This window comes from Nitrospira sp. BLG_1 (assembly GCF_047338595.1).
Classification (GTDB): domain Bacteria; phylum Nitrospirota; class Nitrospiria; order Nitrospirales; family Nitrospiraceae; genus Nitrospira_D.
This window is the reverse complement of sequence record NZ_JBLFBO010000014.1, coordinates 33,912-55,006: the sequence shown is the minus strand read 5'-3', so window position 1 is coordinate 55,006 and position 21,095 is coordinate 33,912. Positions and strand designations below refer to the sequence as shown.

Below are 21,095 nucleotides of genomic sequence, written 5' to 3'. Positions count from 1 at the left end.
GCAATTTAAGCAAAGGTCTGCTTGTAATGTCAAGCCGTTAGACATCTATCTCCCCAGAAATCTCTGCGGTATAGTGAGCCGGCGTTATTTTCAGTACTGATCAAGGCATGCCCAATCCATGCGACACACGACATCATTAAGGTTTTTGCACGGCTCCCCCTCACCGCTTATCGTCACTCGTCCCTGTCCATCGACGACCCCCTTGGGGCTGTATGCGAACATCGCCTCGACCGGGCAGCCGTCTTTTCTTTTGGAAAGTGGCGGTGGGCCATCGATGGGGCGATACTCGTACCTTTCCACAGACCCCTATTACCGACTGTCAGGAATGGGCAGCCACCTGGCAGAACGACCAACCTGGAACCACATCTCGTCAGGATTGGCTCCCTTTCAGAGGTTGGCCCAACTGTTTGCCGACCAGCACATTGCTCGCCCCCCCGACGCTCCTCCGTTTTTCGGAGGGGCCGTGGGTTATCTCAGCTATGATCTCGTTCGCCAATTTGAGACATTACCGTCGCTCGCATCAGCTCGTCCCATCGTTCCTGACCTGGAATTCGCATTTTTTGATCTCGTCGCAGCAATCGACCATGCGAGCAACCATCTGATACTGATGTTCTGTCCGCCACTGACACGATTTTTAGGTGAGTCGCGAGAACACCTACTCCGCGAAGGAGAGGACCGACTTGCTGGATTCGAAGCCTGCTTGACGCAGCCACGTACAGGCGACGCCCATCCAGACGATCTGGGCCCCCTCACCTTTACACCCGAGCAGGAGCGATCAGCCTATATACAGAGTGTCCGCCGGTGCCAGGATTACATCGCCGCCGGTGACATTTACCAAGCAAATCTCTCACACCGCTTCACCATCAATTGTGCCGCACTCCGTCAAGGACAGCCGCAAGCCGATCTCTCCGCCTATCGTCGCCTACGGACTCTGAACCCTTCGCCTTTTTCTGGACTACTCCGGCTCGATACCGTCCGCCTCATCAGCTCATCACCCGAGCGCCTTGTTCGCCTTGACGGTCGTCGAGCGGATACCAGGCCAATCGCAGGAACCAGGCCCCGAGGGAAAACACCGTTCGAAGATGAACGACTCGTCGCGGAACTGCAGGCCAATGAGAAGGAGCGAGCGGAACACATTATGCTCGTCGATCTCGAGCGCAACGATCTCGGTCGTGTCTGCCGATTTGGGAGCCTTCAGGTAAATGAAGTCATGACCCTGGAGCAGTACTCGCATGTCAGCCACTTGGTGTCCCATATCGCCGGTACGCTCACGGAGCAGGCGACCGGGTTCGATCTGCTCAGGGCCATGTTTCCAGGAGGCACGATCACTGGCGTTCCGAAGATCCGCTGTATGGAGATTATTGAGGAATTGGAACCAGTCCGCCGCGGTCCCTATACCGGTTCCATGGGGTACCTCAGCTGGAGTGGCGACCTTGACTTCAATATCCTGATTCGTACGCTCACGATGATGAATGGGACAGGCTATCTCCAGGTCGGTGCCGGCATCGTGGCCGATTCCGACCCTGCACGTGAGTACGAGGAAACCATTCACAAGGCCCAGGCTTTTTTCAGCGCTTTGGGGTAGCACGGTGTGGATCTACTTGAATGATCGATTTGTGCAAGACCACGAAGCGATCATCTCTGTCTTCGATCATGGGTTTCTCTACGGCGATGGAGTCTTTGAAACGATGCGCTCGTATGGCCCTCGCCTCTTCATGCGAGACCGCCATCTATTGCGACTGTTTCAGTCCGCTGATGCCATCAACTTGAGGATTCCGATTCCTCTTGCCCAATGGGCCACCATTCTTCAGGAAGCCATGGAACGGAACGAGGTAGGAACTGATCAACAGGACGCCTATGTCCGAATCACAGTCTCGCGTGGAGCCGGAGATATTGGGCTGGATCCGGCCCTGTGCTCCTCACCGACCGTTGTCGTGATGACCAAGCGGCTGGTGCCTCCGGCACCCCAGCTCTACGACCAAGGCGTCACCGTGATCGTCGCATCAACCAGGCGTAACTTGCCGAGCGCCCTCCCACCGCGAATCAAAACCACCAATTTCCTCAACAACATCTTGGCCAAGCAAGAAGCCATCGCAGGGAACGCGTTCGACAGCCTTCTGCTCAATTGGGAAGGACACCTGACTGAAGGCACGATCAGCAATCTCTTCTTCATCCGGAATAGCCGACTCAGTACGCCTGCCTTGGACTGTGGTCTCCTCGACGGCATCACCAGACAAACCGTGATTCAATTGGCCGAAGAACTCCACCTGCCCATCAAGGAAGGACATTTTACCGTTGACCAACTCTATCAGGCCGATGAGTGTTTTTTGACCAACACCAGCATAGAGATCATGCCGGTGGTAGTGGTCGACAACAAGCGAGTCGGGAATGGAGCCCCAGGCCCTCTGACCCGCAAACTACGAGCGCGGTTTATTCAGTCTCGAGCCCGACTCTCAGAACCTCCTACATCAAGCTGACTCTCCGATTCTCTGCAGTTTCATCGGGTCCTCACACAGCCGAACAGCAGAAGATCTACAATTCCTTGACTGCCCATTAGAGACTGCTATCGTGTGACCATGCTGAATCACAGATTCCTATGCGTCTCCGCATGCATGCGCACCAGCCTGGCAACTGCGCTCTTGCTGAGCAGTTGTCTACTGGGTACGGTTCCATCTCTGCATGCGGAGATCTACCAGTACATTGACTCCAAGGGGACCATTTCTCTGACCAATGTCCCATCTGATATCCGATATCGCCGAGTCGACATCCGCCCGAATCGACTACACCCGGTCATCTCGGAGCAGGAATTGGAGCCGATGATCAAGCGGTTTTCAAGGCAACATCAACTCCATCCGGCCCTTATCCGTGCTGTGATCAAGGCTGAGTCGAATTTTGACCCCCGCGCCGTTTCACGATCCGGTGCGATCGGGTTGATGCAGTTGATGCCGCAGACCGCACTTCAGTTGGATGTTCGAGATTTGTACGATCCCGAAGACAATATCGGTGGGGGAACCAAGTATCTCCGTCAACTATTGGATCGATTCCGAGGGAATCTCCCTCTCGCGCTTGCGGCCTACAATGCTGGAGAGCACGTGGTCGACCGATACCGCACCCTTCCACCGATCGATGAAACACGCCAGTATGTCCGCAAGGTCCTTCGGTACTACCGAACCTTCCTCTCACATGACCTGGCGTCGACCGGGCATGTCATCCCGTCTTCGGGGTACGCCGTGGCACCAGCCTCCCCCGAGGTCTCAATCCCACCCGCTCAGTAGTCCGATCCGCGAGACGCAGTCGGCTATGCGTCTTCCATCCAGGACGTCGCGTCCCGGGGAAATCGGATCGGTAGTGGGCGCCGACGCTGTTCTCCCGCCACAAAGCCGCCTCCGCCACACAACGCGCCACTTGGACCATGTTCTTCACCTCGAGATCCGCTCTGCTCGAAAAGGATCGAGAAACCATCCGTTCCCATCGACCAAGTTGGGCCGTGGCCCGGACTAAAGACTCCCGAGATCGGATCAACCCGACTTGGCCCCACATGATCCGTCGCAGGGAATTTCGCACCTTTTCGACATCTTCCAAACGATCACCGTGGTCGCATGGTAGCAGTTCATGGGATTCGAACACACTCGGCATCGAACCGCGAGCGGCTGATGCGATGGCGGCCACGCCAGCACGCCTCCCGAATACCAACCCTTCCAACAACGAGTTACTCGCCAGCCGATTGGCTCCATGCACTCCACTGCATGCCACCTCTCCGGCCGCGAACAAGCCCGGCAAGGTTGTCGCTCCGTTCAGGTCAGTCGTGACCCCGCCCATCATATAATGGGCGCTTGGCGAGACCGGAATCCACTCTTCCGTAATGTCGATATCGTGCCGAAGGCAGGTTGCATAGATTGTGGGAAAGCGACGTTTCACAAAATCCGATCCCAAATGCGTCACATCGAGATAGACATGCCGGGCACGCGTCGCCGCCATTTCCGCCCAGATCGCTCGTGCCACGATATCCCTTGGAGCCAACACACCGAGCGGGTGGTATCGTGTCATAAACGACTCGCCCTTATTATTGCGGAGCTGACCACCTTCCCCGCGCATGGCTTCCGACAATAAGAATGGTGGGCTTGATGGAAGATAGAGTGACGTCGGGTGAAACTGGACGAACTCCATATCTTGCAGTTCCGCCCCCGCACGGAAGGCCATCGCCATCCCATCGCCTGTGGCATTGGGAGGATTCGTCGTCCTGGCAAAAACCTGGCCGGCGCCACCGGTCGAAAGGACAACTGCCTTTGCGGGAATGACGAATTGTTTTCCGGAGTTTTCGTCAAGGACCACCGCGCCGCAACATCGCCCTCCTTCCACAACCAGATCAACTGTAAAGTGATAATCCAAGCGGGCAATTCGCTGTTGTCGAACCGCTTGTGCCATAAGGGCGCGGACCATCTCATTTCCCGTCGCATCGCCTCGCGCGCGAAGGATGCGGTTACGGCTGTGGGCTGCTTCCCGCGTAAAAGCGAATTTTCCGCCGGCCTTGTCGAACTTTGCTCCCCACTTGATTAATTCCTGAATTCGGTCCGGCCCTTCTTCCACCAGCACACGTACCGCCGCTCGACGGCACAGCCCATGGCCCGCCTTTACCGTGTCCATCAAATGAATGGCAACATCGTCTTCTTCACTCAACGCAACGGCAACGCCCCCTTGCGCGAAGATCGAATTGCTCTGAAGAGGATGGCCTTTGGTGAGCATGATCACTCGCCCAACCCGGCAGAGCTCCAAGGCAGCACGAAGCCCGGCAACGCCGCTGCCGATCACAAGAAAATCTGCTTCCAGCACAGATCGCGGCATTGTTTATCGTAGTGGAGAGGACTGCTCGGACAACATCTGTTTGGTCTGCATCCCGAATGGCAAGTCGCCCTGCGCCCCGCGCAAAAGAATCGAAGACGTCCCGACCCATTGCAATCGAGCATGGCCACGCTGCCGTGTGCCCGTATCATTGGCGTCTTTTTTCCATGTCCCCTGCCAATTGACCAGCACATCGAAGGCGTCCTTTGCGAGCATGACCCGCTCGATCCTGAACTCAAGCGTAATCGTATGGAACGCCTCAAAATCCATTTCTGCTTGTCGTTGCAGCTCTTCAGTCTGATCGAGCGGAGACAGCATCGACCGAAATCCTGTCCGATCCTTTCGCTCATACGCGCTTCGGAGGGATTCCAGGGCCTGATCAAGACGAAGCAGTCGCTCGTGCTCGGCGGGGTACTGAATCGTCTTAGACGGACAGCCTGTCACTAGAAAAGCCAGCAACAGAAGCCACCCCATATGCGAAGTCGGTGAAAGACAGGCTCGCCGGACAATCATAGAACGGCAGTATAGCATAGGGGAAAAGCATGCCGTGAGCTTGCATTTTTCAGAAAAAGCTTTTAGACTCCCCCTTCTTTGGAGATACTAAGCATGTCAAGCGTCTTGAAGAAACGACGGAAGAAGATGCGCAAGCACAAGTACAAGAAGTTGCGCCAACGTCAAAAGTTCCTTCGCCGGAAAAGCTAAGCTCAGCCTGCGTAGCGGGAGGACAAGGCCGTGTCCGAGGGTAAGGGCAAGAAGGTTCGAATCCGCGTACGGACGGTCAGTTGTACGTACGTGGGAGACTTCCTGGTACCCCCGATGCGAAATCGCGTCTCCGATGCGATTAACGAAGAGGCACGTCTGTTCATTAGCCTCACTGACGTGGTTATCAACGAGAAGGAACAGTCGGATTTCGTCGCAGTCAACAAAAACCTGATCGAGTCAATCGTTCAGATCTAGCCCAAACCACCCCCTCCCGTCACTCCGATTCGTGTAACAAGACTGCACCGACCGCTTGATGATACAGTCAACCGAACTACTTGACGTGCAATGGTGATCTTTAAGCGATTCCTGCCGTTCGTTCGCCCCTACGTCCCTCGTCTATTGCTGGCCGGGCTTCTCGTGACCGGCGTGGCTCTTATCAACCTCACCTTGGTCCGGCTGGCCGGGACGCTCTGGGACGTGATCACCGTTCAACATGACGCAGACAGAATGACGCGCTCCATCGGGTGGTTCCTTGGCCTGGTGATTCTTCAAGGACTCTGCTCGATGGGCCATAGTTACCTCACCGCTTGGGTCTCCCAAACCGTCGTCGCTGACTTTCGCAAGCATCTCTTCGGGCACCTCCAAAAACTGACGGTCAGCTTTTTCGCCCGCCGACGCACAGGAGAATTACTCTCCCGGTTGATGTCCGATGTCACTGTCATTCAATCCCTCGTCACGGAAGCTCCCATCGACGGAGTCAAGCAACTCGTGACTTTCGTCGGCGGTATCACGTTCCTGCTCTTGATGAACTGGCAGCTCTGCCTCCTGATTCTTGTGCTGCTCCCGTTGTTGGTAGTCGTCTCAAAAATGTTCGGTCGACGGCTGAAATCTCTGTCGACCTTGATTCAAGATCACACGGCTGCACTCAGCACCCTGACCGAGGAAGTCATTTCCGGCATTCGCATCGTCAAATCATTCGTCCAGACAGAACGGGAGCAGACCCGTTTTGCTGATCAGGTCGAGCAGACACTGCGCCTGACACTCCGTCGAGCCGGTATCATGGCCGTCTTCATTCCGGTGATCAGCCTGCTGACCTTCTCATCGGCCACCGCCGTCCTGTGGTACGGAGGTCGCCAGGTCATCGACGGCGTGGTCACACCGGGTGATCTCTTTTCGTTTGTACTCTTTGCCGGCATCTTGATCGGGCCCTTCAGCTCAGCGGCCAAGATCTTTACTCAGATCAAGGAGGCACAGGGTGCGACTCAGCGAGTCTTCGAGATCTTGGAGGCCAAGCCGGATATCGATGATCGACCAGACGCGCAGCCGCTCGGAACAATCTCAGGCCACGTGCGGATGGAAGACGTCACTTTCAGCTATGACACTCGTCATCCAGTGCTTGCTCACCTGTCGTTTGAGGCGAAACCTGGTGAATTGGTTGCCTTCGTCGGGCCAACCGGCGCCGGGAAGACCACGGTGATCAATCTGCTGCATCGGTTCTACGATCCAATAGAAGGGCACCTGACCATCGACGGACGAGATCTGCGGGACGTGACCCTCGACAGTTGGTATCAACAGATTGCGCTGGTGCCACAAGAAACCATCTTGTTCGGAGGTACCATCCTCGACAACATTCGCTATGGGAACAGAGAGGCAAGCGAAGTCACTGTGGTAGCGGCAAGCCAAGCAGCCCACGCACATGACTTCATCACCGACTTGCCGGATGGGTACCATACCGTGGTAGGCGAGAAAGGGGTCAACCTATCGGGTGGGCAACGCCAGAGAATCGCAATTGCTCGAGCCATTTTGAAGAATCCTCGCATTCTCTTACTCGATGAGGCCACGTCATCGCTCGACACCGAATCGGAACGGCTGGTGCAGGAAGCCCTCCAACGCCTCATGGAAAACCGCACGACCTTCGTCGTCGCCCACCGCTTGTCAACCATCCAACGTGCCGACCGAATTCTGGTCTTGGATAAAGGGCAGTTGGTGGAAGAAGGCACACATACGCAATTGATGGAGTGCAAGGGGTTATACCACTACCTCTACACCATCAGGCTCAACGAGCCGACGACCTGAACGATCGCTCCAGCCTCATCCCAACCGACAGACCTGTGGCACTCTCGAAACACCCAGGTTGGACTACCCACCACACCCCCAACGGGACCTTGAAGCACGGTATAATCACCGTGCCATGGCCCTCGTTCACTACCATCGGATTTTTCTTCTCCTGATCTGTTCGTCATGGCCGACCATGGTGCAGGCCGTGGAGCTGGGGACCGAGGTGACCCTGTGGGTTGAATCTGGCCAAGCTGTCGCGACCAGTCAGCTCAGTGGGCGGAGGGAAATTCCGTTGGGGGCCCAGGAAGTGGTGATCAGTTCCGGTGCGAACGGACTCAACGGCATCGTGGTGACATCACGTCGCCTCTTAGGATTTTCCAGCCGTGCGCTGACCTGGACGAAGATAGAACTGGGCGTGAACGAAAAAATCCTCGAGCGGAAGATCCTTCCCACCTTCATGCTTATCAGAACGGACCGAGATCTGTACGGATTTCGTGGTGTCAACGGTCTGTGGCTCAAAGAAGCACTGGGCGTGCGAGAAAAGGTGCACCGATTGTATAGCAACGACTATGGAGCAGTCTTCCTCACGAATGAGCGCGTGGTCGGTTTTACCCCGTTGCTCGGAGGCTTCGCCTCGAAACCGTTGGACGTGCACGAACAGATCGTGGGAGTGGACAACGACAACGGGCTCATTCTTGTGTCCACAACCAGACGCACACTCGTCTTGGGTAGCCGGTTGAGCGGATGGGAAGAGTTCGAATGAGTTACCAGCTTAAGACAATCGCACAAGATACCTGGCGCTTCTGCCATTCAAACTTTACCTTCCTGTAACGTCCCTCTAACCCCAGCGCAACAGGACACTGGTAGCATCAGGGCACTACTAAACAATCAAATGGAGGATCAGATGGTAACAGTCGGCAATTTGATGCAGACAGAACCGATGACCGTAGAAGCTGGCACGTCGGTCATCGAGGCAGCGAAACTCATGCGAGCCTGCAATGTAGAAAGTGTATTGGTGACTCACAAAGCGAAAATCATCGGCATCGTCACCGAGTCGGACATCGTCAAGAAATTCGTGGGAGCCAAGAAGGCATCGTATTTTGTGCCGGTTGATGCCATCATGAGCAGTCCGATTCCCGGTATCGAAGAGCGGCGGCCATTAACGGAAGCAGCCGACCTCATGGATAAGCACCGCACGCTCCACCTCGGAGTGACAAAAGGGGGTGCGCTCATCGGGCTCGTATCGGTCCGAGACTTTCTTCGACCGGTGTCCATCGACGAGTTCTAAACCCCTAACCGACTCGCTTCACCGGCCAGGCCACGGTATCTCCACTCCTTAATCACTGTCCGTTTGAGGACAGCAACACGACCACCTTGCCGATGTTGGTATGTTGTTCCAGCATCGTGTGGCCGGCTCGGAGATTCTCAACAGTCAGACCGTTCAGTACCCGATTCGCCGTGGCACGCATCCTACCAGACTCAATTAAATCCTTTACCTCACTCAAAATCTTTCCCTGTGACTCCAGGCGATAGCCGAACATCGATTTCGTAAACATCAATTCCCAATGGAGACTCACGGCTTTGCGTTTAAAGATCGAGATATCCAGTCCATCGGCATCGTCAATTAGCCCGATTTCGCCGAACGGCGCAATAATCTCAGCCATGTTGCTCCAGTGCTGGCCTGAATGCGTCGTACTGAAGATACAATCGACAAACTGGATCCCAAGTGCCCGGATGTCCGCGACGAAGCTCTGGTGTGACACGACATAATCAGCACCGAGGCTGGTCACCCACTGTTGGCTCTCCGGACGAGACGTCGTGACAATCACGGTCATGGGAGTTTTTAGTTTGAGCCATTGGATCGCCTGCGACCCGACACCCCCGGCGCCACCGATAATGAGCACCGTCCGACGATCAGACCCAAGAAGCCGCATCTTTTCAAAGAGCATCTCATAGGCTGTCAAACTGGTCAGGGGAAGCGCGGCAGCCTCCGCAAAGGAATGATTCTTCGGCTTCAAGGCCACGAGCCGTTCATCCACGAGTTGCCTGGTTGCGTAGGAGCCCGCCCGGTTGAGGTCTCCGCTATAGAACACCTCGTCCCCGACCTTGAAGTGCGTCGCCTCGTTGCCGTTCGCCCGTACAATCCCTGCAGCATCCCAACCAAGAATCACCGGTTGACCATCTATCCCGGATCGTCGTGAACGGATCTTGTAATCAATCGGATTCAACCCAATAGCTTTGACCTCAACCAGAAGATCACGGCCAGTTGGAATGGGATCCGGCAGTTCCGTCCACTGAAGATTGAACGCATCTAGCATATGTGCCTGTGTGTAGCCCAGTACCTTCATTGGCCCCTCCTACCATAGTGATCCATAGGCTCGGCAACCAAGTCCGGCCATGACTGTGCCAAGCTAGAAACTGAGGGAACAGAAACTCTGTCGATTTGAACCGGGACACAAAGGCGTAGGAAATGAGTCGACCTTACTTCACCCTGGAGAACTCGGCGGGGATTCTGATTTCCTTGCCGTCTTGGAGGTTCACGACAAACACGGAAGCGGCGTTTGGATCGAATTGCTCGTAGGCGAAGAGAGCCGTAAATCGAGACCGATAGGCAGGACCGTTCGTTTCATTTTTTCTTCCACGCTCGGCTTTGCCGATGTCGATGGCCTTGATCCGCTTCGACCCTTGCTGCAGCTCAATCAGCGCACCCTCGGCGAAGTACTCGTCGTCGCCGCAAAGCTGCACCTCGATCTCCATGTTCGGCATGTCCATCACTTTCTTGATGAACTCTTCCGGCATACGAATGTCCGTTTTGCGTTTCTTCGATTCCGCAGCCTCCTGGCGGCCGAATGCTTCAAGCCGGTACCGCTTCGTACGGAGAACGGCGCTTGCTCCGCAGGGATCCGTTTCAGGATCGGCACCGACACGGGTCGCCAGCGACGCTTGCTGAAGGACCTTCTTCACCTCGTCCTGGGAATTGGCTTTTTCCATCGGAGTGCGCCCGGTTTCGAGCGTCTTGTGGGCCTCTTCTGAGGACAAATTTACATCGATCGCCCAGGCAGAATGAGCCCCTATTGCCAGGATTCCCATCAACCCAACGACCAATCTGATCAAACCACCAAACGTCATGGATTCAGGTTCTCTCTCATGTAGACACGGTCCTGCAAAACAGGCCTATTCTCTTGATAGGGGCGCATTGTAGGGGAACCGCCCCGCCTTTGCAATCACACCGCGAAGCGATGCCAATTCGCATAGGGCTTGCGGTGATACAGCTCCTCGATATCGAGCGCAATCGGATACCCAACTGACTGCAACAGGCGAGCGACGAGTTTCAGCGGTAGACCCACCACGGTGGTATAATCGCCGTCGATCCGCTCCACCAGATCTCCGCCAAGTCCTTGAATCGCATAGGCTCCGGCTTTTCCCAATGATTCCTGGGAAGCAAGATATCGGCTATAGACATCTTCAACATCCACTTTCATGGTCACGTGTGTTGTGGACGCCTCAACTCTGTCAATCCCTCGCGCCTGACAGCAGATTGCAACCGCCGTATGGACATGATGACAGCGACCGGCGAGCCGACTCAGCATGATGCGGGCATCCTCAAGATGAAGGGGCTTCCCCAAGAGGTGCCCATCGAGTTCAATGACGGTATCACTGCCAAGGATGAAGTCTTGCAGACGAACCCGGGCGACGCAGCGGGCCTTTTCACGAGCGAAGTACTTGGCCTGTTCGAGCGGCAACCATCCCGCCATCGGATGCTCAGGGAACTCGGATGTGCATACTTCAAAATCAACACCGAGCAGGGCAAGAAGTTCCTTACGCCGAGGTGAACCGGATGCGAGTACTAGCTGCATCGTGACGCCAAAGTTTCGGCCATATCGACTGATTCATCGTATGGAAGGACCACTCCACTCTGGGGTCTTATGTGAAACGCCTTGAGGATGGACTGGAGCTCCTCGACAGAGGATACACGCACCATCTGGGACCGAAGCGAAGCAGCATGGGGAAATCCTTTACAATACCACCCCAAATGCTTGCGCATGCGATAGAACTGCTTGTGCCCAAAGATTTCCACAAACTGCTTGGCATGTTCGAGCAGAACGGCAAAGCGCTCGTCTAGCGAAACAGTGCTGAGCGACAAGCCGGACTCAGGCCCTCTCTCGCTACTCGCTTGCCCCCGGACTAACTCCTTGGGGCGAAAGAACCAAGGAGCGCCAAGCACTCCGCGTCCCACGAGGACACCATCAACACCGGTTTCACCAACCCGCCGTGATATGTCGTCGAGACACTGAATGTCGCCGTTCCCCAACAGCAATGTTCCGGTTCCCCGTACCAGTGAAGCCGCTCGTGCAATCGCCGACCAATCCGCTGCCCCCCGGTACATCTGTTTCAACGTCCGTCCGTGGAGGGAAATGACCGTCGGCTGTTCCATCAATAACTGCTCGACCCAGGCCTCCACCGTCACCGATTCATATCCCAGTCGGGTCTTGACGGAAACCGGAAGTGTCTCCCGTCGGCTGACCGGTTGCGCACCACGCTGTCGGTTCATCCGTTCAAAAACTTCGACACGTGCAGGTTTGAAGCCCCCTTGTTCAAGGGTCTGCCCGCCTGCCCAATCGTCAATGCCGCGCTTGGCCGCCTGGATCAGCGAGCGCGCCAGTTCGGGGGTACGGATGAGGCCGGCGCCGGATCCCGACGCTGCGACACTCTTGGAGGGACACCCCATGTTGATGTCCAACCCATCGAATCCCAATTCGCAGACCGCTTGTGCTGCTAAATAGAAAAGCTCCGGATCATTCCCGTAGAGCTGCGCGACGATCGGCCGCTCAATCTCGCTGTACCGGAGTGTTTCCAAATGGATTTCCGGAGCGCGGCACACGTCATGAACATGTGTAAACTCCGTGAACGTCACGTCCGGCCTTCCGTGAGAAGCAATGACGGACCGGAAACAGGCGTCGGTGACACCGTCCATCGGGGACAGTCCAACAATCGGTCGAGGAAGGTGCTGCCAGAAATTCATGTCAGCTCATTGCGCAGTCGGGATTGGTTCGTTCGCAAGGCGATAGGCCTGACGAAGCCCCTCAGCCTCTGCTGCAGCCAAATCCCCGACGTCGGGGGCCACTTCATAGACGAATGCGACAAATCGATCCACTTTCAACAAGAAGAAATCATATAGCTCGGCGAGCGGCTGAGGGTCATGGAACCAGAACGCCACAAATCCTTCCAACGCAATCCCTCGTTCACGAAGCCGACGGCATGATTCCACGAACATATCCGTAATCTCACCGCTCCAGTGTAGGATTTCATAGGGGAGATACAGAGAGTGATAGAGATCTAGCTCATGGGTGTACCCCGGATCCTCATTCCACTCCGGCCCTCTTGGCTCCACCTTGCCCAGTAGAACGTGGACATAGCGCTGATAGGCTGCTTCCATCATCTCTCTGCTCGCTGCGGATGCCGCTGCCCCCAGCACCACCTCCGCTTCACGGATAGGGACGGTCTTCTCGCTGTGACCTCCCTTTTGGAACACCGCCGCATAGCGTCGGGAAAACGCAGCAAATTCGTCCACGATCATTTCTGCCGGTTTCGTATCCACTTCCAAAGCCAGCCCCCTTAAGTTGGTGAGCCGTGGATGGCACAAAATCTGATCAAGCATCTCGAACAGGACCGGTGGAATAGGGGCTGCATGGGCATCTGTCCAAGCCGGCAATGCGGTCTCATCGGCGCGTGGTACCCGTTGACTCGGATGCGCTCGGATTGATTCATGGATATCAAGGCCTGCAACATGAATCTCGACAACACGATTCAACGGGAACGCATCGAGAAATGTCTCAACGAACCGCGGCAACGAGATCGTCCGATACGCTCCGGTGTAGCGATACACCGTCCACAGATGCCCCACATCAAGGACAAGACCACATGGCGACTGGTCGCAAATCACCTGAAAAAACATCGGGATGGGCAACGTTCCCGCGACAAAGTAGGTGAGCGGCGGCATCTCAAGCAAAACCAGCGGCCTGCTCCCATCTAGCAAACAACCTAGCTGATCAAGCTGATATTGCACCACGGTGGCATTTTCGGCCACCACCTCCGCACTCCCTCGTGTATAGAGCGGCGGCAGATAGGTTCCATAGCAGTAGCCGGCAAAAACCTTGGCTGCGCATTCGTGATTGAGCCACGCACTCTGCAGAGTATGGAGGTGTTCGCCCGCTTCACATACGGCTTGTTGAAACAGTTCGGACTCCGTCACTCCGGGTTGTGTCATCCATAAGCCCTCGCCATGATACGTCAATCGTGCATCGACGACTTCGCCCCTTGTCACCGCCAAGGCCCGCGTCGTATTCCGAAAGATTTCGAAGTACGCCGGTGGCACTTGACGTGCGAGTAGACTTCGCCGCAAGCTAGGCAAATCCGGGGAGTGGACATCGACAGACAACCCCAAACCATGCAACGGAATCGCCTCAACTCGACTCAGGAATTCTTGATGAGCAGACTCTCCGCAATCCATCTTTGGTCCTTCCGACAGGGCCACAATTCGTACCTAGTGTATGCCGGAAAACCATTGAATGACAAGGCGTTCAGCCCTTCATGGGCCCAGAGAACCTTCTGCTATACTTGGCATACATTGCGACGGCCAGGCGAGCAGATTCGTGAGAAGAGAGGACCTGGCTGAGCGATGTTGGAGAAGGATATTCAACGGCTGCGAGGGGAGGATCCGCAGACTATTCTGGTTGGACATATGATGACACCCGGTGTAGTCCAAATTCCCGGAGATATATCGGTCACCGAAGCGGCCTCACTGCTAGAACGCGAACGGATGCCCTGTCTTTTGGTCAAAGATACCGAATGGCGTTTTGGACTCATGACTCCGACCGACATCGTCAAGAAGGTCGTGGCTCAAGGACTCGAACCAGACGATGTCGAAGTGCGGACCATCATGACACGTCCGGTCCAATTCATCGAGTATGATCGAGCCATAGATGAGGCCTCCACCCTCATGATGTCTTCGGGAACCCCGATCCTCATCGTCACCAAGGAAAACCAACCGGTCGGTGTGTTGACTGCCCGAGACCTCGTGCTGTCACCCAAGCGATGTGTGGCCAATATTTCGGCAACGGTCAGTATGTTGGAGGGAGAGGGCGCAGGAACAGCCCATCAGAGCACCATCACCCAACTAAGCCATGCCGGTGCGTCGCTGATCTCTTCCGCCTTATTGTTACCCGGAGCCCGAGTTATTCTAGGCTTCTCTCTCTCAGAAACGATGAGTCCCCTCACGATCAGAGGGACCGTGTTGAATAACGCCGGCCTTGAGGCCGTATCAGGTGTGACCCGCCCCATCTTGTCCACGCCGCCTGCCGTGGAAATCCAGTTTCTGGACCTTTCCCCGGCAGATCAGTCTCGAATCAAAGCCTGGGTCCTCGGGCAGCTTCCCCCCTCCCTCAGTTCATCGTAGACTGGTCTTGTTTGCATCAATCTTTGACCAGGACCCGATCCGTTGGTAAGCTTTCTTATTACCACTCACAAGGACAACCATGACGATGACCAGCAAGTCTGCATCGCTTCGACCCCGCCCCGCCTTATCGCGAGAGGACATCCTCCAGCAGATCAGCCTGTTACTCGATAGTCCGGAAGACGACCTCCATGCCGCACTCATGCGTGAGCTCATGACAGGGCTGTTGAAGCTGCATGAGGCGCAGCTGGATCTCCTGGATGTCAAAATCGTCAACCGCGCGGTCAAAGAACTCCGCCATGCCTTCGGTGTATTCCATGGGTATCGCGACCGCAAAAAAGTGAGCATTTTTGGATCTGCACGGACTCCCTCCGACGATCCCAATTATCAGCTGGCCCACCAATTCTCCCAGGCCGTTGTGCGAGCGGGGTTCATGGTCATTACCGGCGGTGCCGATGGCATCATGCGTGCCGCACAGGAGGGTGCAGGACGTGAGCACAGCTTCGGCGTCAACATCATGCTGCCGTTCGAACAAGGACCGAACTCGACGATCGCCGACGACCCGAAACTGATCACCTTCAAGTATTTTTTCACCCGCAAGTTGATGTTCCAAAAGGAAGCCAACGCCATCGCACTGTTCCCCGGAGGGTTCGGCACGCATGACGAGGGATTTGAAATTCTCACTCTCGCGCAGACAGGAAAGAGTGATCCCCAGCCGATCGTCTGTCTTCAGGCTCCCGGCTGTGATTATTGGGACGATTGGGCGGCATTCATCACCAGACAACTCCTGCGCCGCAAACTGATCAACGAGGAAGACCTGGCTCTCTTCACCATCGTGACCTCCGCCGATGAAGCCGTAAGCCACATCCTCCGCTTCTATCGGCGCTATCACTCCATGCGATTCGTGGGCAGGCAGCTGGCTATGCGACTGAAAGAGCCCGTCTCTGCGGAACAACTTGAACGGATCCGGGAACGCTTTTCCGATTTACTCTCCGACGGCACCTTTGAACAGAGCGGACCACTGCAAGAAGAACTCGATGAACCGGCCATACGAGAGCTGCCACGGCTCGTATTCAACTTCAACCGACGCAGTGCCGGGCGGCTCCGCCACCTGATCCACCACCTCAACGACTTGTAAGGCACTCCGATTCCATGTACAGTTCCTGGCGTAGAACAACAGGCCAAGAGGTCCGCTCCCAAGTCTATGGCTCCCGTATCGACTGCTTCACCATTCTGTGGTCCCCCTGACATCGTCCTGTACCATGCGGATTGCTTCGACGGGTTTGGAGCCGCCTGGGCGGTCTGGAAGAAGTTTCCGAACACCAGATTTCTCCCCGTCAAGCACGGCCAACCGCCGCCCCCCGATCTCAATGACCGCCGGGTACTGATCGTCGACTTCAGTTATGCACGGCCGATTCTGGAGACGATGGCCGCAGAAACGAAAGAACTCCTGATTTTGGACCACCATATCACCGCCGAGCAGACCTTGGCCGGGTTTCCCCATGCCTACTTTGACCAGACCAAGTCCGGAGCCGTCTTGAGTTGGGAATGGGCTCATCGAACGACGGCACCGTGGCTCCTTCAGTATGTGCAAGACAAGGACTTATGGACCTGGGCACTACCCGGCAGTCGTGAAATCAGCGCGGCATTGGCATCCTATCCCCTCGACTTCAACGTGTGGGACGAATTTTCGCAATCGACACTCGAGCAGGAAGGCCGAGCCATCCTCCGCTATGAACAGGAACTCGTCGGGAAACTTGCAGCACAGGCAGTGATGGTCGCCTTCCAGGGAGAAGTCGTTCCGTCCGTCCAGAGTGCGATCCTTACGAGCCAGATCGGCGAGCGGCTTTCTCCGGAGTATCCGTTTTGCGTAATTTGGCACGATCGGGATGGCCGTCGCTATTTCAGCATGCGTTCGCGAGCGGACGGGACAGATGTGGGTGCGATAGCCGCCTCATTCGGCGGTGGAGGCCATACCCATGCCGCCGGGTTTTCAGTTCCGCTGGGCCACGATGGATCCCCCCCAAGCGACCCGCAATTGCCCCGCTTGGTGACCGCTCGACACCAACACCTATAACCTTGAGTCGTCGTGATCCCACTCCATGACGATAATCCGACCAGACTGCCCCCCCTCGTGACGATGGCGTTCATCGCCATGTGTTTCGTCGTGTTTATCTATCAGAGCAATCTGCGAGAGGTGCCGGCGCAGCTCTTTGCCGTTCAGTACGGGGCGATTCCATCCGTGATCTTCGGCACCGCCACCCTCCCAGAGGAAGCGGCCGTCGGGTTTCCCGCCGTATTCACATTGGTGACGAGCATGTTCCTGCATGGAGGTTGGATGCACCTGCTGGGAAACATGCTGTACCTGTGGATTTTCGGGAACAATGTTGAAGACGCCATGGGCCATGCGAAGTTCGTCGTCTTTTATGTCCTATCCGGTATTCTGGCAGCGCTCAGCCATGCGTTGACCGATCCTTCCTCCGAGATTCCGATGGTCGGAGCCAGCGGAGCCATTTCTGCGGTACTGGGCGCCTACCTGTTGCTCTATCCGCGCGCACGCGTGTTGGTGATGCTCCCGGCGATCGGAATGACTCGGGTGCCGGCCGGCATCGTCCTAGGAATGTGGTTTGTGACTCAACTCGTCAGCGGAGGCATGAGCATAGGCTCCACAGGCGGTGGGGTCGCCTTCTTCGCTCACATCGGGGGATTTCTTACGGGGATGGCGTTAATCGGATTGTTCAAACGGAGGGACGTGCGGTTCTTTGCTCCTGAACGGTCAACCTGGGATCGATAGCAAAGCAATCCGGATTAGGCCACCGCACGTTAAGCGGCATCCAACATTTCTCTCACTTTCCCGATCAACCCGGTCTGGCGATATGGCTGCTGTAGAACAAACCGCTGATTGATCCGGTGCTGTCGAATCGTTTCATCATCATAACTGGATAGAAACAATGCCTTCATCGTGGGCTGGAGGTCTAACAGCCGCCTGGCCAATTCACGCCCGCCGATTTCCGGCATGACCAATGGACTTACCGTAAGATGCACGATTCCCTGATACTGTTGCGTCAACATCAGTGCCTCGACCGGTGAGGCGGCTTCCAGAACCTGGTAGCGGTGCCGCTGTAAAACCGACTTCGCTAACTTCCGTTCAATTTCGTCTTCTTCCACCAATAAGATGGTCTCTCCTCCCCTGGCCAACATGGACTTCTGAAGTAAATCCTCCTGTCCGTCTGGGACGGACGCAGCGGGAAAGGACACGCGGACGACCGTCCCCTGCCCTGGACGGCTCTCCACAGCCAGCCGACCTCCATGTTGTTTCACAATCCGAAAGACAGCGGTCAGGCCAAGTCCAATATTCATTTCCTTCGTTGAAAACAATGGTTCAAACATGTGGGCTTGAGTATCCAAATTCATGCCGGTTCCGGTATCACTGATGGTGATCTCAACCTGGGGCGCCGCCGCACCGACCTGAGTTGTCCGTGCGGATTTCACCGGCGCTTCGATCGTCTTCACATCGATCGTGAGCCGACCTCCATTCGGCATGGCATCCCGCGCATTCACCGCCAACTGAAAGAGGATGGTTTCCAGCCCTTCTCGATCAACTTCTACATGTGCCGCCTGGGGGTCCAACTGAACCCGCAACTCAATGTGTTCTGGCAGAAGATCAGCGATCATGCCGCGCACGTCACCCAATACGGCATGGACCGATACCTTGTTTCGATCCGAATCTCTCTCGAGATTGAGTGCAATGAGTTGTGCTGTAAGCGTGGCGGCTTGTTCTCCGACCTTGAATAATTCGTCGACCGTCCCTCGAAGCGGATCATGTTGTTGAAGGTGCGTCAACATGATCCCGGTCTGTTTCCCGACAGCTGAAAACAAAGATCCGAACTCTCCCGCAATTCTCGCCGCGACTCGGCCGACCGCCTCAAGTTTCTGCGCCTCCTGCAGCTGCCGTTCAAGCCCCTGCCGGGTGAGTTGCCCTTCCCGCAAATCCGTTTTGGCCTTGGTCAGATCTGATTTTAATGCGGAGATCCTGGCCTCCAATTCGGACTTTGCGATCGCCAAGTCCTCTTCTGTCTTCTTCAACCCTTCGACATCTTTCTGTAGGGAGTCGTTCTCTTTCTGGACGACCGCCGTATTTTCCAGAGCCACTCCATAGAAGACCGCCATCACAACCAGCACCGGGATGCCCAGCAACTGTCCAGTCACCGGCGCTCCCGTGTTCAGAATACCTTCATAGAGGACCACAGAGTATCCGGCGCTCAAGAGCAACGAGAGACCGAATAGATGACTGAGTCGCCGAACGGATGCCGCCAGCAACATGAGCACAAAATAGGTGATGTAGAGATCAGAGCGGGCATTCCCTGAGAGATAAATGGCAGCGGTCACCAGAATCGTATCGAGAGCCACCAGCATGGACCCAAACCAGGCAGCTTCAAATACGGTTCGAGGCAACATGGCCAGGGCAATGACCCCAAGCCAGAGTCCCAACACCAGACTATTGGTCGTCACTCGACTCAGGACGGGATCGGCACCGAACAGCAGCTCATAGGACAAGATGATCGTGACCAACCCCTGAAGGACAAGGTAGCGCGATCCTGAGTCCGTCAGCATCCGATAGAGTCGGTCTGGGGCTTGATGAGAGCGAGATTGGGCCGGACGAGTTCCCATGCTAGATCTACCTCCAGAGGTGGAAATAGCCGGGAAACAGCAAATTGTGTGCCCTCCGCCCCTTGGCGAATTCTTCGGTTTTTTGCCTGTGCGGTACGAGCTCGGACCGCTTCCGAACCATCAAGGGACAAAATCGAACGGACAGGGTTGGTCGGGAACGAACTTTTTTGAGGAAATAAATGTTGCTTTTGGCCTATGAAGGGGATGGAACAGCGGAGGGAGGGTTCTGGACTCGCGATAGGAATTGCTGAGCCGATGCGACTGCGATTTCTCTTTCTGGAGCCGTAAACGTCACATGGCCCATCTTCCTTCCCGGGCGAATCACCCGCTTGCCATACAGATGCACCGAGGCACCCTGGGTGGAAAAGGTTTCCCGGCTTCCCTCACCGGACAGCACGACGGTCACCTCGTCACCAAGGAGATTCACCATAACGGCAGGGGACAGCAGTCTCACTTCACCCAATGGAAGACCGCACGTGACGCGAACCTGCTGCTCAAATTGAGAGACGGTACAGGCATCCAAGGTGTAGTGCCCGGAGTTATGCGGACGCGGCGCAATTTCATTGATGAGCAGGCGACCGTCTTGGGCCTGAAAAATCTCGATACAGAAGATTCCCACTCCATGCAGCTCAGCCACCGCCCGGACGCTCAGCTCACAGGCGGCCTCGGCGTCACTGGGAGAGATGGAAGCAGGAACGACGCTATCCCGCAAAATCCCGTGCTCATGCCGATTCTCAGCGACGGGATAGACACGGGTTTCGCCGTTTCCTGATCTGACCACGAGGACCGAGAGCTCGCGCACAAAGGTAACGACCTGTTCGGCGATCCACCGGACCCCGGAGGAGGGTCTGCTGAGGATCTGCTCGAACTGCGCGACCTCAGAGGATTGCCTGATCAGCCATTGACCTTTTCCGTCGTACCCACTTCTCGCCGTTTTACAGATCAGTGGAAGACCGAGACGTTTGATCGCATGATGAAGCTGATGGACCGACTGCACCTCAGCAAAGTCCGGAACGGGAATCGAACAGGACGACAAGAACTGCTTCTGAGTCAGCCGGTCTTGGAGAATCCGCAGGACGGCACTCGAGGGACGCAGCGGCCGACGTTGCTCAAGCCATTGACAGAGCTCGACCGGGATATTTTCCCATTCCAGCGTCAGGGCTTGAACCGAATCAACGAACCGTTCACGGGTATCATGATCTGCGAAGGAGGTAGAGAATGATTGGTCCGCAATCCGATGGGCCGGTGCATCGGAATCAGGATCCCACACTGCGACCCGATAGCCCATGCGGCGAGCCGCTCCGGTGAACATCGCACCAAGTTGTCCACCGCCAAGGACCCCTACCATAGACCCTGGCATGAGTGTTGGCTC

Annotated in this window: 20 protein-coding genes and 1 pseudogene; 12 read left to right on the top strand and 9 right to left on the bottom strand. The window is 55.9% G+C overall.

Annotated features, from left to right (window positions below):
• The first annotated feature begins 118 nt into the window (after nt 1-118).
• From ACMTNU_RS12595 to ACMTNU_RS12585, 3 genes are all read left to right on the top strand, one after another.
• Nucleotides 119-1,585, top strand: coding sequence for an anthranilate synthase component I family protein (locus ACMTNU_RS12595; protein ID WP_413935606.1), 1,467 nt, complete (start codon nt 119-121; stop codon nt 1,583-1,585).
• A gap of 31 nt (nt 1,586-1,616) precedes the next feature.
• Nucleotides 1,617-2,477 carry an aminotransferase class IV gene (locus tag ACMTNU_RS12590; protein ID WP_413935605.1) on the top strand — a complete coding sequence of 287 codons (861 nt, stop codon included), beginning with the start codon at nt 1,617-1,619 and terminating at the stop codon, nt 2,475-2,477.
• A 135-nt stretch (nt 2,478-2,612) separates the two neighbouring features.
• Entirely contained in the window at nt 2,613-3,275 is a 663-nt protein-coding gene (locus ACMTNU_RS12585) for a lytic transglycosylase domain-containing protein (protein WP_413935604.1), read from the top strand.
• Here the strand turns inward: ACMTNU_RS12585 and nadB are convergent.
• Together nadB and ACMTNU_RS12575 are read right to left on the bottom strand one after the other, a co-directional pair.
• Nucleotides 3,208-4,842, bottom strand: coding sequence for an L-aspartate oxidase (gene nadB, locus ACMTNU_RS12580; RefSeq protein ID WP_413935603.1), 1,635 nt, complete (start codon nt 4,840-4,842; stop codon nt 3,208-3,210). The genes ACMTNU_RS12585 and nadB overlap by 68 nt on opposite strands.
• 3 nt (nt 4,843-4,845) lie before the next feature.
• Nucleotides 4,846-5,313, bottom strand: a complete 468-nt coding sequence (locus ACMTNU_RS12575; RefSeq protein ID WP_413935602.1) for a hypothetical protein — start codon at nt 5,311-5,313, stop codon at nt 4,846-4,848.
• A gap of 132 nt (nt 5,314-5,445) precedes the next feature.
• Here ACMTNU_RS12575 and ACMTNU_RS12570 point away from each other — a divergent pair.
• From ACMTNU_RS12570 to ACMTNU_RS12550, 5 genes and pseudogenes are all read left to right on the top strand, one after another.
• Nucleotides 5,446-5,503: pseudogene (locus ACMTNU_RS12570) on the top strand (AURKAIP1/COX24 domain-containing protein); the annotation flags it as partial.
• 68 nt (nt 5,504-5,571) lie between these two features.
• Nucleotides 5,572-5,796: a hypothetical protein gene (locus tag ACMTNU_RS12565; protein WP_141654195.1), complete on the top strand. Its 225-nt coding sequence runs from the start codon at nt 5,572-5,574 to the stop codon at nt 5,794-5,796.
• A 90-nt stretch (nt 5,797-5,886) separates the two neighbouring features.
• A complete protein-coding gene (locus ACMTNU_RS12560; RefSeq protein ID WP_413935600.1) occupies nt 5,887-7,617 on the top strand; it encodes an ABC transporter ATP-binding protein in 1,731 nt (576 codons plus the stop codon).
• A gap of 115 nt (nt 7,618-7,732) precedes the next feature.
• Nucleotides 7,733-8,362, top strand: coding sequence for a hypothetical protein (locus tag ACMTNU_RS12555; protein WP_413935598.1), 630 nt, complete (start codon nt 7,733-7,735; stop codon nt 8,360-8,362).
• 141 nt (nt 8,363-8,503) lie between these two features.
• Nucleotides 8,504-8,887 (top strand): cyclic nucleotide-binding/CBS domain-containing protein, encoded by a 384-nt coding sequence (locus ACMTNU_RS12550; RefSeq protein WP_413935597.1) that lies wholly within the window; start codon nt 8,504-8,506, stop codon nt 8,885-8,887.
• Nucleotides 8,888-8,939: 52 nt separating this feature from the next.
• Here ACMTNU_RS12550 and ACMTNU_RS12545 read toward each other — a convergent pair whose 3' ends face one another.
• The 5 genes from ACMTNU_RS12545 to ACMTNU_RS12525 all read right to left on the bottom strand — a co-directional run bounded on the left by ACMTNU_RS12545 (nt 8,940) and on the right by ACMTNU_RS12525 (nt 14,110).
• Nucleotides 8,940-9,947, bottom strand: coding sequence for a zinc-binding alcohol dehydrogenase family protein (locus tag ACMTNU_RS12545; protein ID WP_413935596.1), 1,008 nt, complete (start codon nt 9,945-9,947; stop codon nt 8,940-8,942).
• A 133-nt stretch (nt 9,948-10,080) separates the two neighbouring features.
• Complete coding sequence (locus ACMTNU_RS12540; protein WP_413935595.1) at nt 10,081-10,728, bottom strand: hypothetical protein; 648 nt, start codon at nt 10,726-10,728, stop codon at nt 10,081-10,083.
• A gap of 95 nt (nt 10,729-10,823) precedes the next feature.
• A complete protein-coding gene (locus tag ACMTNU_RS12535; RefSeq protein WP_413935594.1) occupies nt 10,824-11,456 on the bottom strand; it encodes a Maf family protein in 633 nt (210 codons plus the stop codon).
• Complete coding sequence (locus tag ACMTNU_RS12530) at nt 11,447-12,622, bottom strand: tRNA dihydrouridine synthase (RefSeq protein ID WP_413935593.1); 1,176 nt, start codon at nt 12,620-12,622, stop codon at nt 11,447-11,449. Before ACMTNU_RS12530 ends, ACMTNU_RS12535 begins: the two co-directional genes overlap by 10 nt.
• 6 nt (nt 12,623-12,628) lie before the next feature.
• Nucleotides 12,629-14,110, bottom strand: a complete 1,482-nt coding sequence (locus ACMTNU_RS12525) for a DUF692 family multinuclear iron-containing protein (RefSeq protein ID WP_413935592.1) — start codon at nt 14,108-14,110, stop codon at nt 12,629-12,631.
• A 168-nt stretch (nt 14,111-14,278) separates the two neighbouring features.
• Between ACMTNU_RS12525 and ACMTNU_RS12520 the strand changes: the two genes are divergently transcribed.
• The 4 genes from ACMTNU_RS12520 to ACMTNU_RS12505 all read left to right on the top strand — a co-directional run bounded on the left by ACMTNU_RS12520 (nt 14,279) and on the right by ACMTNU_RS12505 (nt 17,846).
• Entirely contained in the window at nt 14,279-15,055 is a 777-nt protein-coding gene (locus tag ACMTNU_RS12520; RefSeq protein WP_413935591.1) for a cyclic nucleotide-binding/CBS domain-containing protein, read from the top strand.
• 79 nt (nt 15,056-15,134) lie between these two features.
• On the top strand, nt 15,135-16,190 hold the full coding sequence (locus ACMTNU_RS12515; protein ID WP_413935590.1) for an LOG family protein: 1,056 nt from the start codon (nt 15,135-15,137) through the stop codon (nt 16,188-16,190).
• Between the two features lie 66 nt (nt 16,191-16,256).
• Entirely contained in the window at nt 16,257-17,129 is an 873-nt protein-coding gene (locus ACMTNU_RS12510) for a phosphoesterase (protein WP_413935589.1), read from the top strand.
• A gap of 12 nt (nt 17,130-17,141) precedes the next feature.
• Nucleotides 17,142-17,846 (top strand): rhomboid family intramembrane serine protease, encoded by a 705-nt coding sequence (locus ACMTNU_RS12505; RefSeq protein WP_413935588.1) that lies wholly within the window; start codon nt 17,142-17,144, stop codon nt 17,844-17,846.
• A gap of 29 nt (nt 17,847-17,875) precedes the next feature.
• On the opposite strand, the gene ACMTNU_RS12500 is transcribed toward ACMTNU_RS12505, so the two are convergent.
• A complete protein-coding gene (locus tag ACMTNU_RS12500; RefSeq protein ID WP_413935587.1) occupies nt 17,876-19,723 on the bottom strand; it encodes an ATP-binding protein in 1,848 nt (615 codons plus the stop codon).
• Between the two features lie 193 nt (nt 19,724-19,916).
• Nucleotides 19,917-21,083 carry a 5-(carboxyamino)imidazole ribonucleotide synthase gene (locus tag ACMTNU_RS12495; RefSeq protein WP_413935586.1) on the bottom strand — a complete coding sequence of 389 codons (1,167 nt, stop codon included), beginning with the start codon at nt 21,081-21,083 and terminating at the stop codon, nt 19,917-19,919.
• Nucleotides 21,084-21,095 lie beyond the last annotated feature (12 nt).

Excerpts from the sequence above, each read along its gene's own strand:
- ACMTNU_RS12595 (WP_413935606.1), top strand. The coding sequence starts at position 119 with ATGCGACACACGACATCATTAAGGTTTTTGCACGGCTCCCCCTCACCG.
- ACMTNU_RS12585 (WP_413935604.1), top strand. The coding sequence starts at position 2,613 with ATGCGCACCAGCCTGGCAACTGCGCTCTTGCTGAGCAGTTGTCTACTG.
- nadB (WP_413935603.1), bottom strand. The coding sequence starts at position 4,842 with ATGCCGCGATCTGTGCTGGAAGCAGATTTTCTTGTGATCGGCAGCGGC.
- ACMTNU_RS12575 (WP_413935602.1), bottom strand. The coding sequence starts at position 5,313 with ATGGGGTGGCTTCTGTTGCTGGCTTTTCTAGTGACAGGCTGTCCGTCT.
- ACMTNU_RS12560 (WP_413935600.1), top strand. The coding sequence starts at position 5,887 with ATGGTGATCTTTAAGCGATTCCTGCCGTTCGTTCGCCCCTACGTCCCT.
- ACMTNU_RS12555 (WP_413935598.1), top strand. The coding sequence starts at position 7,733 with ATGGCCCTCGTTCACTACCATCGGATTTTTCTTCTCCTGATCTGTTCG.
- ACMTNU_RS12550 (WP_413935597.1), top strand. The coding sequence starts at position 8,504 with ATGGTAACAGTCGGCAATTTGATGCAGACAGAACCGATGACCGTAGAA.
- ACMTNU_RS12545 (WP_413935596.1), bottom strand. The coding sequence starts at position 9,947 with ATGAAGGTACTGGGCTACACACAGGCACATATGCTAGATGCGTTCAAT.
- ACMTNU_RS12540 (WP_413935595.1), bottom strand. The coding sequence starts at position 10,728 with ATGACGTTTGGTGGTTTGATCAGATTGGTCGTTGGGTTGATGGGAATC.
- ACMTNU_RS12535 (WP_413935594.1), bottom strand. The coding sequence starts at position 11,456 with ATGCAGCTAGTACTCGCATCCGGTTCACCTCGGCGTAAGGAACTTCTT.
- ACMTNU_RS12530 (WP_413935593.1), bottom strand. The coding sequence starts at position 12,622 with ATGAATTTCTGGCAGCACCTTCCTCGACCGATTGTTGGACTGTCCCCG.
- ACMTNU_RS12525 (WP_413935592.1), bottom strand. The coding sequence starts at position 14,110 with ATGGATTGCGGAGAGTCTGCTCATCAAGAATTCCTGAGTCGAGTTGAG.
- ACMTNU_RS12520 (WP_413935591.1), top strand. The coding sequence starts at position 14,279 with ATGTTGGAGAAGGATATTCAACGGCTGCGAGGGGAGGATCCGCAGACT.
- ACMTNU_RS12515 (WP_413935590.1), top strand. The coding sequence starts at position 15,135 with ATGACGATGACCAGCAAGTCTGCATCGCTTCGACCCCGCCCCGCCTTA.
- ACMTNU_RS12510 (WP_413935589.1), top strand. The coding sequence starts at position 16,257 with ATGGCTCCCGTATCGACTGCTTCACCATTCTGTGGTCCCCCTGACATC.
- ACMTNU_RS12500 (WP_413935587.1), bottom strand. The coding sequence starts at position 19,723 with ATGGGAACTCGTCCGGCCCAATCTCGCTCTCATCAAGCCCCAGACCGA.
- ACMTNU_RS12495 (WP_413935586.1), bottom strand. The coding sequence starts at position 21,083 with ATGCCAGGGTCTATGGTAGGGGTCCTTGGCGGTGGACAACTTGGTGCG.